The 14,503-nt window shown below is 31.0% G+C and carries 15 protein-coding genes; all 15 read right to left on the bottom strand.

Annotation, left to right across the window (positions count from 1 at the left end):
* Positions 1 to 80: 80 nt before the first annotated feature.
* Positions 81 to 596, bottom strand: a complete 516-nt coding sequence (locus tag CURI_RS00925; RefSeq protein ID WP_014966403.1) for a chromate transporter — start codon at positions 594 to 596, stop codon at positions 81 to 83.
* Positions 593 to 1,153 (bottom strand): chromate transporter, encoded by a 561-nt coding sequence (locus tag CURI_RS00920; RefSeq protein WP_014966402.1) that lies wholly within the window; start codon positions 1,151 to 1,153, stop codon positions 593 to 595. Before CURI_RS00920 ends, CURI_RS00925 begins: the two co-directional genes overlap by 4 nt.
* A 68-nt stretch (positions 1,154 to 1,221) precedes the next feature.
* Entirely contained in the window at positions 1,222 to 2,115 is an 894-nt protein-coding gene (gene prmC, locus CURI_RS15990; protein ID WP_014966401.1) for a peptide chain release factor N(5)-glutamine methyltransferase, read from the bottom strand.
* Positions 2,109 to 3,068, bottom strand: coding sequence for a DUF1385 domain-containing protein (locus CURI_RS15985; protein ID WP_014966400.1), 960 nt, complete (start codon positions 3,066 to 3,068; stop codon positions 2,109 to 2,111). The genes prmC and CURI_RS15985 overlap by 7 nt, the downstream gene beginning before the upstream one ends.
* A 51-nt stretch (positions 3,069 to 3,119) precedes the next feature.
* Positions 3,120 to 3,320, bottom strand: coding sequence for a 50S ribosomal protein L31 (gene rpmE / locus CURI_RS00905; RefSeq protein ID WP_041701332.1), 201 nt, complete (start codon positions 3,318 to 3,320; stop codon positions 3,120 to 3,122).
* Positions 3,321 to 3,435: 115 nt separating this feature from the next.
* On the bottom strand, positions 3,436 to 4,782 hold the full coding sequence (gene rho / locus CURI_RS00900) for a transcription termination factor Rho (RefSeq protein WP_014966398.1): 1,347 nt from the start codon (positions 4,780 to 4,782) through the stop codon (positions 3,436 to 3,438).
* 160 nt (positions 4,783 to 4,942) lie between these two features.
* Positions 4,943 to 5,914: a class II fructose-bisphosphatase gene (gene glpX / locus CURI_RS00895; protein WP_014966397.1), complete on the bottom strand. Its 972-nt coding sequence runs from the start codon at positions 5,912 to 5,914 to the stop codon at positions 4,943 to 4,945.
* A gap of 111 nt (positions 5,915 to 6,025) precedes the next feature.
* Positions 6,026 to 6,667 (bottom strand): fructose-6-phosphate aldolase, encoded by a 642-nt coding sequence (gene fsa / locus CURI_RS00890; RefSeq protein WP_014966396.1) that lies wholly within the window; start codon positions 6,665 to 6,667, stop codon positions 6,026 to 6,028.
* A gap of 112 nt (positions 6,668 to 6,779) precedes the next feature.
* Positions 6,780 to 7,631, bottom strand: a complete 852-nt coding sequence (locus CURI_RS00885; protein ID WP_014966395.1) for a class II fructose-1,6-bisphosphate aldolase — start codon at positions 7,629 to 7,631, stop codon at positions 6,780 to 6,782.
* 25 nt (positions 7,632 to 7,656) lie between these two features.
* Positions 7,657 to 8,307, bottom strand: a complete 651-nt coding sequence (locus CURI_RS00880; protein WP_041701330.1) for a hypothetical protein — start codon at positions 8,305 to 8,307, stop codon at positions 7,657 to 7,659.
* 118 nt (positions 8,308 to 8,425) lie between these two features.
* Entirely contained in the window at positions 8,426 to 8,809 is a 384-nt protein-coding gene (locus tag CURI_RS00875) for a response regulator (RefSeq protein ID WP_014966393.1), read from the bottom strand.
* 219 nt (positions 8,810 to 9,028) lie between these two features.
* The gene (locus tag CURI_RS00870) at positions 9,029 to 10,894 is read right to left on the bottom strand and encodes an S-layer homology domain-containing protein (RefSeq protein ID WP_014966392.1); all 1,866 of its coding nucleotides are present in this window, start codon (positions 10,892 to 10,894) and stop codon (positions 9,029 to 9,031) included.
* A gap of 61 nt (positions 10,895 to 10,955) precedes the next feature.
* Positions 10,956 to 11,381: a copper amine oxidase N-terminal domain-containing protein gene (locus CURI_RS00865; RefSeq protein WP_014966391.1), complete on the bottom strand. Its 426-nt coding sequence runs from the start codon at positions 11,379 to 11,381 to the stop codon at positions 10,956 to 10,958.
* Between the two features lie 688 nt (positions 11,382 to 12,069).
* On the bottom strand, positions 12,070 to 12,672 hold the full coding sequence (locus CURI_RS00860; protein WP_014966390.1) for a DUF6042 family protein: 603 nt from the start codon (positions 12,670 to 12,672) through the stop codon (positions 12,070 to 12,072).
* A 203-nt stretch (positions 12,673 to 12,875) separates the two neighbouring features.
* On the bottom strand, positions 12,876 to 14,384 hold the full coding sequence (locus tag CURI_RS00855) for a DUF1846 domain-containing protein (protein WP_014966389.1): 1,509 nt from the start codon (positions 14,382 to 14,384) through the stop codon (positions 12,876 to 12,878).
* Positions 14,385 to 14,503: the final 119 nt, after the last annotated feature.

Raw genomic sequence — 14,503 nt, 5'->3', positions numbered from 1 at the left:
ATATAATTATATGAAAATTTTTCAATCTCATTTACAGTTTCTTTTTGAATTCATTCAACCATATATTTTAGCATATTTATTTAATAAAGTAAAACACCTAATACACCAGATAAAACAATAATTAATATTGTATTTACTTTCCTAAATGCCATCAAGTAAAATATCAAAATAGCTATAAGTACACTTTTAAAGTCAATAAATACTCCTTTTCCTATATCTACTGCTGCCGATGCTATAAGTCCAAGTATTATGGGTCTTAACCCCTTGAATATTCTTTCTACAGTTTTAGACTTTTTAAACTTTTCAAAGAATAGAGATATAAGTAGTACTATGATAAACGAAGGCATAACTACTGCAGTTGTAGCTACTATAGATCCTAAAACCCCTTTTAGCTGATATCCTACAAACGTAGCTGTATTTATAGACACTGGACCTGGTGTTATCTGAGCTATTGCTAGAATATCTAAAAAATCATGAGGAGTTAACCAATTATGTACTTCTATAACTTCTTTCTGCATGAATGGAAGCATTGCATATCCTCCACCAAAGCTAAACATTCCTACTTTGAAAAAAGCCCAAAATAATTTAAAAATCATTCCCCTTCACCTTCTTTATCTTCTCCAGCATCTTTATACTTATAGTAAAATGCAGAAAATGTTCCTCCTATTAGTATTACAATTACAGGATTCACATCTAAAAAGACTATTATAATAAAGCTTACTATAGCCATTATAGTTGTTTCTTTTTTTAATTTTAATGATTTACCTAAAAAGTATACAGCTGATGCAATCATTGCCACTACTGCTGGTCTTATACCTAAAAATATTTTTTTTATTACCTCTATATCTTTGAATTTATAAAAAAACATAGCTATAGCTAAGATAGATATAAGAGATGGGAGAACTGTTCCAAGTGTACATACTATTGCTCCTAGAAATCCATTTAACTTATATCCAATAAATATAGATATATTTATCGCTACTGCACCTGGTGAAGTTTGTGATATGGCAATTGCATCTAGAAATTCATCTGTCGTAAGCCAACCATTTTCATCTACAACCTCTCTTTGTATAAGAGGAAGCATTGCATATCCCCCACCAATAGTGAAAAATCCTATCTTAAAAAAAGCTATAAAAAGCTTAAATAAATTCATATTTACAACTCCCTGCTTTAAAACTAAAGGTTTTACTTATCTTAGACTTAGTGCAAATCTAAAGTAGTCTAACTTTGTTCATCGTGAAACCCTAATACAACTCTATCTAATCCTGATAAGTCTTTAATTATTTTTATATCTTCAAATTTACCATTTTTTTTCAATAGATTTTTTACTGCTTCTCCTTGGTCATATCCTATCTCAAATGCTATCATACCCTTTGATGATAAATATATATCAGAACTTTTTATTATATCTCTATAGAAGTCTAATCCATCCTCTCCACCATCTAGTGCCAGCCTAGGCTCATAATCTGAAACTTCTGTTTGAAGATCATCTATAACATTTGATGGGATATATGGTGGATTAGATACTAATATATCAACTCTATTTTTTAACTCTTCTTTTTGTAAAGGTTCCAGTAAGTTTCCTTTCAAAAATTTCACTCTATTATTTAGTGAAAGATTTATACTATTTTTCGTTGCTACTTCTATAGGTATATCACTAATATCTACAGAATAAACAAAAGAATTCTTTATGTAGTGAGCTAAACTTAATGTTATAGCTCCACTTCCAGTACCTATATCTACTATATTCAAGTTTTCTTTATCTTTAAAATACCCATTTTTCACTATATCTATTATACTTTCTACCAAAATTTCTGTATCTGCTCTAGGTACTAGAACCCCTTCTTTTACGAAGAAGTCTAATCCCATAAATTCCTGCTTTCCTATAATATACTGAAGAGGATATCTTTTTTTTCTTTTTTCTATTAATTCAAGAAATCTTTCCATATCTTTATTATCTACAATATCATCTTTATGAGTATAAAGATACATTCTTTCAACATCTAGTACAAATCCTAAAAGTATTTGTGAATCAAGAAGAGGATTTAAATAATCCCCTTCCCCTAAATTTTCTATTCCTTTTTTTAAAAGTGTATTTATAGTATATTCTACCATTTGTCCGCTTCCTTATCTTCTACTAATACTCCTTTGAGTGCTGCTATAGCTACTTCAATCTGAGAAGCATCTGGTTCTTTTGTTGTGGCGAATTTTTGAATTAGAAGTCCTGGATAAGAAACGATATAGGCGAATTTCCCATTGCTTTTACCTATAATTCTATTTATTTCATAAGATATACCTGCTATTACTGGTAATAGCACTATTCTTGATATAAATCTTTGAAGCGGACTTGGCCATCCAAAAAATGAGAAAACTAATATGCTTATTATCATTACTGTAAACAGGAAGCTAGTTCCACATCTTGGATGAAGGATTGGATACTTCATTACATTTTCTACTGTAAGTTCTTCTTCATTTTCATAACAATGTATAGTTTTATGCTCTGCCCCATGATACTCAAATACTCTTTTAACATCTTCTAATCTAGATACAGATAATACATATATTAAGAATATTGCTACTCTTATCAATCCTTCTAGAAGATTTAGCAATATAGGTGTTTGTACTTTATTTTTAAGAAAATTTGTTACAAATGTAGGTGCTAACATGAAAAGTCCTATAGATATTAATATAGATACAAAAACTGTGATATATATAGATATGTCTTCTGCTTTATCTTTAAATACTTTTTCTATAAATTTGTCAAACTTAGTAGGTTCACTTTCACCTGTATCCTCAAAAAATTCCGCTGAATACATAAGTGATTTAGTACCTAAAACCATTGCTTCTATAAGACCTACCACACCTCTTATAATTGGAAGCTTAAAGAATTTATTTCTAGTGGTTAAATTTTCTATTGGATCTACTTTTAATTCTATTTCTCCATCTGGCTTTCTAACTGCTATTCCTATATCTTTAGGTCCTCTCATCATAACTCCTTCTATAAGAGCCTGACCACCTATTTTAGTTATATGTTTGGGTTTTCTATCTAAGTCCTTTATACTTGACAAGATTTCACCTCCGAACTATTAAAAAAAGACTAGAAGCTTAAAGCATCTAGCCTATTTAACACCATATTTTTTATTGAATTTCTCTACACGTCCACCAGCGTCAACAAATTTTTGACGTCCTGTGAAGAATGGGTGGCATTCTGAGCAAACTTCAACTTTAATTTCTTCTTTTACTGAACCTGATTCAAATGTACTTCCACATGCACAGCTAACTTTAGCTTTTTTGTAATCTGGATGTATTCCTTGTTTCACAACATTCACCTCTCTCTTTAAGTGTATAAAACTATATATTTAATTTTGATTTAGTTTTCAACTAATTTAGTATATCATATGAATTTCCTAAATTCAAGAATATATATAATTTATTTTACTCTTCATTCATTTTGGATAGAATGTCTATAAATTCCATATTATTTCGTGTTTTATAAAGTTTATCGATCACATTTTCTGTTACTTCTGCTACTGGTGAATTTGAAAGAGCCCTTCTTATAGACCATGTTACTTCCAACTCATCTTTATTTAGAAGTAGATCTTCTTTTCTAGTTCCTGATTTATGGATATCTATAGCAGGGAATATTCTTTTCTCTGAAAGTTTTCTATCTAGATGTATTTCCATATTTCCTGTCCCTTTAAACTCTTCAAATATAACATCATCCATCCTACTTCCAGTTTCTATAAGGGCAGTAGCAAGTATAGTAAGACTTCCACCATTTTCTATATTTCTAGCTGCACCAAAAAATCTCTTAGGCTTATGTAATGCCCCTGGATCTAGTCCCCCTGAAAGCGTTCTTCCAGTAGGTGGTATAGTTAAGTTATAAGCTCTTGCTAATCTAGTTATACTATCTAAAAGAATTACTACATCTTTACCATGCTCCACTAGTCTTTTAGCTCTTTCTAAAACTATTTCCGCAACTTTCGCATGGTGTCTTGGAAGCTCATCAAAAGTTGAATATACCACATCACCTTTCACAGATCTTTGCATATCTGTTACTTCCTCTGGTCTTTCATCTATTAAAAGAAATATTATTTCAATATCAGGATGATTTTCAGCTATACTATTAGCTATATTTTTTAGAAGTATAGTCTTTCCAGCTTTAGGAGGTGCTACTATCATACCTCTTTGTCCCTTTCCTAATGGAGCTATAAGGTCTATTACTCTCATAGATAGGTTTTCTTTATTAGTCTCTAAAGTTATTCTTTCTTCTGGATATATTGGGGTAAGAGTGTCAAAATCAGGTCTTCTGGTTGCAGTTTCTGGATCTTCTCCGTTTACCTTTTTTACATACAGTAGTGCTTTATATTTTTCTCCAGCTTTAGGTGGTCTAGTTATTCCGAATATTTTGTCTCCTGTTCTTAAGTTAAATCTTCTTATTTGAGACGGAGATACATATATATCTTCACTTCCAGATAAATAATTTTCACACCTTAAGAACCCATAACCACCTTCTATAAGTTCTAGTATTCCCTCTGCTGTGTTTATATCATCTGAACATTCCATTTCTTCTGTTAATTTTTGAGGAATTTTGTATGTAATTTCATCCTCTACCTTTACTTCTTTCTCTTCTTCACTTTGAATTTCTTCTTTATCTTTATTCATTAAAATTAAATCTATTAATTCACTTTTTCTATATTTAGTATGGCTTTTTATACCAATAGATTTAGCTATCTCTCTTAAGTCATCTAATTTTTTACTACTTAGTTCGTTTCGATTCAATCGAGTTTGCACCTCCGAATTTTGTGGAATTATATAAGATTAGCATGTCAGGACAGGACTTTTCTATAACTATATTTTATATTACCACTTAGAATTATTATAGTCAACGTATATAGAATATGTAAGGGGCAGTAATATTTTACTACCCCGATTAGTTATATTAATATGCGTATTCAGGTTTTTGATCTAATCTGTGAACCGCTTCTACAAATCTAACTGTACCAGTCTCAGCTCTTGTAACCATAGAATGAGTCTTAGCTTTATTGTTCTCAAAGTATACTACACCTTTTAGTAAGTCTCCATCCGATATTCCAGTTGCTGCAAAGAATACTTCATTTCCTTTTACTAAGTCTTCCATAGTTAATACTTCATTAACATCGCTAATTCCCATGTCTTTGCATCTTTGACGTTCTTCATCATTATATGGTACTAATTTACCTTGGAACTCCCCGCCCATGCATTTAAGTGCTGCTGCTGCTATAACTCCTTCTGGTGCTCCTCCTATTCCTAGCATAATATCTACTCCTGAATCATCAAAACACGTAGCTATAGCTGTAGCCACGTCACCATCATTAAAAAGCTTTATTCTTGCTCCTGCTTTTCTTATCCTATCTATAGTTTCTTGATGTCTTTCTCTATCTAATATAGTTACAGTAAGTTCTGATATATCCTTTTTAAGAGCTTTTGAAACTGCTTTTAAATTTTCTTCTACTGGTGCATTTATATCTATACATCCTTTTGCCTTTGGTCCTACTGCTATTTTATCCATATACATATCTGGTGCGTGAAGTAAGCATCCCTTAGGTGCTATCGCCACTACTGCTATAGCATTTGAAAGTCCTTTTGCAACTGCAGTAGTTCCATCTACAGGATCTACTGCTATATCTACTTTTATTCCATTCTCACTACCTTTTCCTATCTGCTCTCCTATATAAAGCATAGGAGCCTCATCCATTTCACCTTCACCTATTACTACTGTTCCATCTATGTTTAATGTATCAAACATTTTTCTCATTCCGTCTACTGCTGCTTGATCTGCTGCAATTTTATCTCCTCTTCCTAAATACTTTGCAGAAGCTAATGCAGCTGCCTCAGTTACTCTGACCATATTTAAAGCTAAATTTCTATCCATACTATTTAAGCATTCCTTTCTTCTTTATGTCTTTAGTTAATAATAATATTTAAAATATTCAAGACTTAAGTATCTCTTCTTAAAAAGATATCTGAAAGGTAAACTTTTAAGTTACTTAGCACCTTCCCAGTCTTTTAAGAATTTTTCTATCCCTATGTCAGTCATTGGATGTTTTAGCATATCCTTAAATACTTTATATGGTATTGTAGATATATGTGCACCTGCTTTTGCTGAGTCCAAAACATGCATAGGGTGTCTTATACTTGCCGATATTACTTCTGTTTCTAATCCATGTATATCAAATATTGTTATTATATCCTCTATTATATTAATTCCTTCATTTCCTATGTCATCCATTCTTCCTACGAATGGACTTACATAGCTTGCTCCAGCTTTAGCTGCTAAAAGAGCTTGGTTAGCCGAAAACACTAATGTAACATTAGTCTTTATACTTTTACTTGATAATACCTTTACAGCTTTTAATCCCTCATCCGTCATCGGAACTTTTATAACCACGTTTTTGTGGATTTTTGAAAGTTCCAGAGCTTCTTGTACCATCTCTTCTGACTTAAGACTTATTACTTCTGCACTTATAGGCCCATCAACTATAGATGTTATTTCTTTTATAACTTCTACAAAGTCTCTTCCTTCTTTTACTATTAAGGATGGATTTGTGGTTACCCCGTTTATTACTCCCCAGTCATTTATCTCTTTTATTTCTTCTATATTAGCAGTATCTATAAATAGTTTCATTATAATCCCCCTTTAGCTTTCCTCTCAGGAAATTCAACTCCCGCGAGTATATTATTACTCAGAAATAACTAATTATTATAATTTTATAAAACCATTAGAAATAATTTCCCAATTATGCTCTATTTACTGATCCGAATACTTCCATTTTTTCCATTACAGCTTTTTTCATTTCTTCTTTAGCAGGCCCTAGTATTTTTCTTGGGTCATATTCGTTAGGATTTTTAGATATAAGTTCGCTTACTCCCTTAGCAAATGCCATTCTAACGTCTGTATCTATATTTATTTTACTTACACCTAAACTTATAGCCTTTTTAAGACTTTCATATGGTACTCCTGATGAACCATGAAGTACTATTGGTGTACTTATTCTTTCTCTTATATCTTTAAGTCTATCAAAATCTAACTTTGGTTCTCCTTTATATGGTCCATGTGCTGTTCCTATAGCTATTGCTAAGAAGTCTACATCTGTTTCTTCTACAAACCTTTGTGCTTCTTCTGGATTTGTATATAGAGCGTCTTTCTCATCTACAGTTATATCGTCTTCTGTTCCACCAATTTTACCAAGCTCTGCCTCAACTGAAACTCCTACAGCTCTTGCTACTTCTATAACTTTTTTAGTTATAGCTATGTTTTCTTCTAGTACATATTTAGATCCATCTATCATAACTGAAGTAAATCCATATCTTATACACTTCATTATTTGTGTAAAATCTGTACCATGATCTAAGTGAATAGCCACTGGAACACTTGCATTTTTTGCAGCTAATTGTCCAAGTGCAGCTATGTATTCTACTCCTGCATATTTTAATCCACCTTGACTAGCTTGTAATATAACTGGTGACTTAGTTTCCTCAGCTGCTTCTATTATGGCTTGCACTATCTCCATATTATTTACGTTAAAAGCACCTACTGCATATCCATTTTTTTCAGCATCTAATAATAATTCTTTACCTGTTACTAACATTCTATCACTCCTTGTGTTTTTTCATCTATTTATTGTTGTCGGAATTTTTTATAGCATCTATAAATTCAAATTCATACTTATGCATATTGATTTTATTTTTACAATAAAAATTATTTAAGTCTTCTTGACTTTCAGCATAAATTACCTTTGTGCTATGGCATCTAGTGCATCTTAATTCTATTCTATCAAAGTATACCTCTATAATGATATCCTCATTTCCGCAATCACAGTTTACCCTTCCATTTTCTCTTAACCACTGTAATCTTTCAAGACTTTGTTTCATTATATAGTGATCCGTGAAGAAATACTGAAATTTTTCGTCATTCAACGCTTCTAATGTATTCTTTTCAGCATCTTTTATATATCTGCTTATATCCTTAGTGTTTCCTATAATAGCTATCCCCATGCCATTTTCCATACAAAGTATTTCTGTTCCCTTGATAAAATTTTTAACTTTATATTTATAAAAATGTTCTTCGCCACAGTCAACACAATTTATTCTTAAGTATATATTTTTTAAATTCCTAGAATTTATTATAGCATTTAAGGAGCCACATGAACATGATAGTTTTACTTTTTCATCTCTATTCAAATTAAATAAATTTAATTGTTCAACATTTATCCTACCGCATTTATGACATGTTACAGCGACTTTAATATTACTATCGATTATCACTTCCTCTGGCACCTCCCCTTATAACTAAAGTATTCTTCATAAATGATATAATTCCTTCCCATAATAAAAAATAACACTATCAGGCTTACGGTCTAGGGTAAGTCTGATAGTGTCATTATTAATTATAAAATGTGCTATAATTACATCTTTCTACTATATTCCTCAACTTTTTCTTCATAGATAATATATCAAATGGCTTATGCAGTATATATTCTGGTTCAAATGACTTAATTTCACTCAACATGTCGTCTTCTGTATATCCAGTAATCATAACTACTTTAGTACTACTATCTACTTCTCTTATGTGATTTAGAACTTCTGTCCCCTTCATGTCTTCTAAACACATATCTAACATTACCACATCTGGTCTAAAATCCTTAAATGCTTGTATCGCTTCTTTGCCTGTCCCCACAGTTTTTACGTTGTAGTCTTCTTTTAAGATTTCTTTCAGTAGCATTCTTATCCCCATTTGATCATCTACACATATAACCCTACTTTTCATAGGATTACCCCCCTTTGCCTACTGTTTTGGTTACTTCCCCAAGTAACTTTTTTCCCCTACACTAATACTTATTCTCTATTCGGGAAATTATTCCTCTTATTTTTGATAATTTTTTAAATTTTTGTAGGAGTCATGGGAAATAAATAGTTATCACTTAAAAGCAATAAAAAAGCAGGTATTATATAAATTTATATAATACCTGCTTTACTAATATATATTCTATTTTTTATAAGATAGTACTATAGCTGTGGCAGCATTTAATATTCTTCCATCGTGGTTACCCACTACAGTCACAGTGTCTCCTTCTTTTAAGCTACTAAATCTCACTGTATTTCCTTTGCTATCTATTATATTCGCATCATACAGTGAAACTTGTACTTCTTTCTTATTACCGCTATCTATAGATAGAACAGTAACTACTTCAGCATTTTTATTAATATATTCTATAATACCTGTAACGCTATCATTAACACTTACTTCACTAGCTTTAACAGATACTACCTCTTCCCCTTCTATTTCTAGTTCTACATATTGTCCTAATTTAATGTCTGATGTGCTTTTTCTTTCACCATCTATAGATACTCTTGCTCCTTTAGAAATATAATAACTACTTTCATCATCATCATTATTAGATATAGTTATCTGTACACCACTAGATGTATACTTCATTCCTGTTATAGTTCCTTTATCATCTTTATCTACAGATTCAGCATATATTTCTGTTATTTCATCATCTTCAACTGTTATTTCTACCTCGTCGCCTCTTCTTAAATCATCTATACTTGCTGTTTTCCTATTTCTTTTTATAGTAGCTTTATTTTTTACCGGGTATTTATAAGTCTCCTTATCATCACCCTTTATTGTTAAAATAGTTTCCTTTTTGTATTCTATTTCCTTTATAACACCTTCTATTTCTTTGTTCTTACTGTCTACATCGATGTCAGTTATCTTAGTATTCACTACTGTTATTTCCACTGAGTCACCTTTGCTTATATTTTTTAGATATCCCGTTTTACCATCTATTTTTATCTTTGCATTTGAATCTACTTTAAATGTTTTTCTCTCAGTTTTATCACTATTTTTACTTATTTTATATTCTACAGTCATAGTATTATCTGATGTACTTACACCATAAACTGTGCCCTCATAATCCTCAGTTATACTATCAGTCTTCATACTAACTACCTTTTTATCTTGTGTAACTTCAAGAGTTACTTCCATGTCTTTTGCAAAATCATTTATGCTTGTAGTTTTATTATCTATATAAAATTTAGTATTGGTGTTTATAGTGTACCCTACTAGATTATAGTTAGTATCTCTTATAGTTAAGTACATCTCATTACTATTCGTAGCATTGTTTATAATGCTATATATAGTTCCTTTTACCTGTGTAGTTACTCCTGGCGTTGTAGTATTTCCTTTTCTATAATCGTTCGCTACAGAAAGAACTTTTGCCATTTCTGATCTAGTTAGACTATTATTAGGATTAAAATTACCGTTAGAATCTCCATTTATAATTTTCTTTTCTGACATTATGCTTATGTACGGCATATCGTCTTTTTTTATCTTCTCTGAATCTTTGAAAGGTAGATTAAAGGTTGTCTTACTTTTAGCCTCGTTTTCCAGTCCTAAAACTCTTGTAAGGTATTTACACACTTCTGATCTAATAGCCTTTGGCTGAGATCCATCTTTATTGAAAAGTGTACTTAGTTCACTTTCTTGTATAATTCCTCTTGAAAGTGCAGAAGCTATTTCCGCTTTAGCCCATTCTGGCACAAATGCTTTAGTTAGCGCACTTTCATATTTAATCTTAGCCTGATTTACTTCGCCTTGATCCGGTTTAACTAATCTAGTTAAAAGTATAATTACTTGCGATCTTGATATACTTTCTTCTGGTTTAAATATGTTGTTCTCGTATCCTGTAAATAATCCTTCTTTACTAACACTATCTATATATTGTTTTGCCCAGTGATTACTAGGAACATCTTTAAAACCATTTGCAGTATTAGCAAATACACTGCATGTGCTCATAGTTATCATAGTAGCTAGTCCTAAAGATATAAATTTTTTTCCTCTTATCTTCATAATGTGTATATTACCACTTAAATAAATCTATGGTGGTAATTCCTCCTCTCTTAACTATTTATTAGTTATCGTTATCGTCATCTGTATCATCATCATTATCAGAGTCATCGTCTATATCATTTATGTCGTCTTTATCATCTACATCATCACTATTATCTTCATCATCTATTTCTACTGTTTGACTCTCATCGTCCCATTCAACTTTTAGTCCTAAATTTTCACTTATAAATCTTAGAGGTACATAAGTACGATTACTAAAAGTATTTGCATTAACATCTAGTTTTACTTCTTTTCCATTCACTAGTGCTATGTCACTACCTATTTTTAATATTATTTCATTTCCGTCTTTATTTATTTTCACTTCTTTAGTTTCTTCATTCCATTCTAAGTTTGCACCAAATCCTTCTGTGATAGCTCTCACTGGAATTAGAGTTCTTCCTTCTTTTATTACTGGAGGTGTGTCAAACTTTATATCCTTGTTTTTCACTGCTATATTCTCAACTGGAAGAACTTTTATATCTTTATGAATTTGTTTTAATTCATTAACTATACTTTCTATTTTTTGTAGCTCTTCCTGGCTATATTGACCTCTTCTTATTTCTTTTAACTCTTTTTTAAGTTCTTTAATTTTACTCTTTATTTCCCAAAAATCTTTCTCATTTTCCTTGCCTTCGGCTTTTTCTTTTTCTTTAAGCTCTTTTTCTTTCTCTTTCAGTAACTTTTCTTTTTCTTTACGTTCTTGTTTCTCTTGATCTTCTTTTTCTTTACGCTCTACTTTCTCCTGCTTTTCTTTTCTTTGCGTTCTACTTTCTCTTGATCTTCTTTTTCTTTACGCTCTTCTTTTTCTTGTTTTTCTTTCTCTTTACGTTCTTCCTTTTCCTTTTTCTCTTTCTCTTTTGCTACTTTCTCACTTTCTTTGCGTTCTTCTTTTTCTTTTTTCTCTTTCTCTTTATATTCTTTATCTTTATCTTTTGATTTATTATCATTATAAGTTATTATATTGGTGTCGCTTTGGGCTAAACCTATACTTGTACCAGATATTATTAAAGTTGAAACTAGGATTGTAGAAATAATTTTTTTGTTTTTTCATAAAAGTTACCCCCATTTAGTAGTTTATATTCATAAGTGTCATTAAAGCATAAATCTCTTTTGATTAAAAACTTCTTCATCTAACGTTATATATACTTTATCGTCTTTTTTAATTTTTTTATATCTTTATTCCCTGTAACTTTTATAGAACCTTCTTCACTTAATAGATAGTTCATGACTTCTTTTACCTCTGTTAGCTTCACCTTAGTAGTCTTTGTTATATGATCTACAGAGCAAGTTAATTTACCATTATTATTTAGTATTAATGTAAATAGCATGTTTAAAGCTTGTTCATGCTTTATCTCAAATTTTATATTATCTAGTGTTTTTAACTCTTCTTCATCTATGTTTAGTACTTCTTGTGGCCTTTTTATAGGATATACATGTACATATATATCTTCACCATCTTCATCCTTAGACATTTCTATAAGGTTATACTTCAACAGCAAGTCTATATCTTCCTGTCTATTTTCTGGATACTTAAATCCTAGCTTATTTAATATGTCTTTCTTCTCTTGAATGACTCTTGGTATATTATTTTCTATTTCTATTTGTGCGTCTAAGATAGCTCTTTTTTTGTTTAAATAAGCTATTAAAGCATATACCTTATAAGTAGTTTCTGGTAGATACCTTGTCCAAAGATACTCAGATATTTCCCCTGGTACTTTTATATTATTTTCCTCACTCATTTCATTCTCTCCTATCTTCAACTACACATTTTACCTATATCCAATACTAGGTGTCATAAACATAATTTGCTCTATTTATAGCTTATAATAGTTAATTTTCATTGTCAATGAAAGTAAAGAACTTGTAATAATTTTTAAACATATTGAAAACAAAAAATAGGAAGCTACATAGCTCCCTATTTTTAGATAAAATATTAACAAAATTATTCATTATAAAAAAGATTATCTGTCGGATATTCTGGATCACAAGTTACATCTATACCTAATTTCCTAAAAGTTTGATCGTTGCTCAGGCTTAATATGGTAGTTGAATGAGCTTGACAACCATCGAGCTCAGATAACTTCTCCATTGCTACTTGAGCCGTTGGATTTGTTGCCGCGCAAATACTTAAAGCTATTAATATTTCCTCACAGTTTAAAGCTGCACTTACACTTCCTAGAGTCTTCATCTTTAAGTCTCTAATAGGCTTAAGTATAACTGGTGATATTAAGTGAATATTGTCAGATATATTCGCAAGATACTTTATAGCATTTAATATAACTGCCGATGTAGAGTCCATTATTTCAGAACTTCTACCTGTTAATATTTTTCCATCTTCAAGTTCTATACTTACTACTGGACAAATTTCGTTTTTCCCACAATCATCTTTTAGCTTAGTAGAATATTCTCTTGCAGGAATTACAACCGATCTATCATTTTCTTTTAAGTCTAACTCTTCCATAATTAACTTTACTCTCTGGAAAGTGTCTTTGTCTACATAACCCTTCTTGTATTCACAACTTGTTTTAAAGTACCTTCTTATTATTTCCTGATTAGATGCCTCTTTAATAACTTTATCATCAGTTATACCGAATCCTACTCTGTTTACGCCCATATCTGTAGGAGACTTATATGCTGCTTCTTCCCCTGTTATCTTCTCTATTATTCTTTTCAACACGGGAAATGTTTCTATATCACGATTATAATTTGTAGCTAATACGTTATAGGCATCATAATGAAATGAATCTATCATGTTTACGTCTTTAAGATCAGCTGTTGCTGCTTCATAGGCTATGTTTAATGGATGTTTTAAAGGAATATTCCAAACTGGAAATGTTTCAAACTTTGAATATCCTGAAGATTTCCCATTGCTATATTCATGATACATTTGATTAAGACACGTTGCTAATTTCCCGCTCCCTGGTCCCGGCGCTGTAACTACTACTATAGACTTCGTAGTTTCTATATAAGGGTTTTGTCCGTATCCTTCCTCACTTACTACTGTATCTATATCTGTTGGATAACCTTTTGTTGCTCTATGCTTATAAACTTTTATACCCCTACGCTCAAGTTTATTGATGAATACAGTAGCTGAAGGCTGATCATCATATCTTGTTATAACAACACTGTTAACTAGTAAGTTATATGCTCTTAAATCGTCTATGAGTCTTAGTACATCCATATCATAAGTAATCCCATAGTCCCCTCTTATCTTATTTCTTTCTATATCTCCTGCATATACACATATAACTATTTCAACTTTTTCTCGTAGTTTGCATAGTAGCTTAATTTTAGCATTTTCATCGAATCCAGGTAAAACCCTCTTTGCATGAAAATCGCCTATAAGTTTTCCTCCAAATTCTAAATAAAGCTTATCGTACTTATTAACTCTTTCTAAAATGTATTGAGATTGTTCTTCAAGGTACTTCCTGTCATCAAATCCTATCTTCATTGCTATTCCTCTCTTCTTAAAATGTTTTTACCGTTGTTTTATCCCATTTTAAAACTCCCACCTGTAGAAGTGAGAGTTATATTTTATTAATCACATTTTTATATTATCTCATATATTGA

The organism is Gottschalkia acidurici 9a (genome assembly GCF_000299355.1).
GTDB lineage: Bacteria > Bacillota > Clostridia > Tissierellales > Gottschalkiaceae > Gottschalkia > Gottschalkia acidurici.
This window is presented reverse-complemented; position numbering and strand designations above follow the sequence as displayed.

What these genes read in the sequence shown, in the direction of transcription:
- CURI_RS00925 (WP_014966403.1), bottom strand. Translation starts at nt 596, where the DNA reads ATGATTTTTAAATTATTTTGGGCTTTTTTCAAAGTAGGAATGTTTAGC.
- CURI_RS00920 (WP_014966402.1), bottom strand. Translation starts at nt 1,153, where the DNA reads ATGAATTTATTTAAGCTTTTTATAGCTTTTTTTAAGATAGGATTTTTC.
- prmC (WP_014966401.1), bottom strand. Translation starts at nt 2,115, where the DNA reads ATGGTAGAATATACTATAAATACACTTTTAAAAAAAGGAATAGAAAAT.
- glpX (WP_014966397.1), bottom strand. Translation starts at nt 5,914, where the DNA reads ATGGATAGAAATTTAGCTTTAAATATGGTCAGAGTAACTGAGGCAGCT.
- fsa (WP_014966396.1), bottom strand. Translation starts at nt 6,667, where the DNA reads ATGAAACTATTTATAGATACTGCTAATATAGAAGAAATAAAAGAGATA.
- CURI_RS00885 (WP_014966395.1), bottom strand. Translation starts at nt 7,631, where the DNA reads ATGTTAGTAACAGGTAAAGAATTATTATTAGATGCTGAAAAAAATGGA.
- CURI_RS00875 (WP_014966393.1), bottom strand. Translation starts at nt 8,809, where the DNA reads ATGAAAAGTAGGGTTATATGTGTAGATGATCAAATGGGGATAAGAATG.
- CURI_RS00870 (WP_014966392.1), bottom strand. Translation starts at nt 10,894, where the DNA reads ATGAAGATAAGAGGAAAAAAATTTATATCTTTAGGACTAGCTACTATG.
- CURI_RS00860 (WP_014966390.1), bottom strand. Translation starts at nt 12,672, where the DNA reads ATGAGTGAGGAAAATAATATAAAAGTACCAGGGGAAATATCTGAGTAT.
- CURI_RS00855 (WP_014966389.1), bottom strand. Translation starts at nt 14,384, where the DNA reads ATGAAGATAGGATTTGATGACAGGAAGTACCTTGAAGAACAATCTCAA.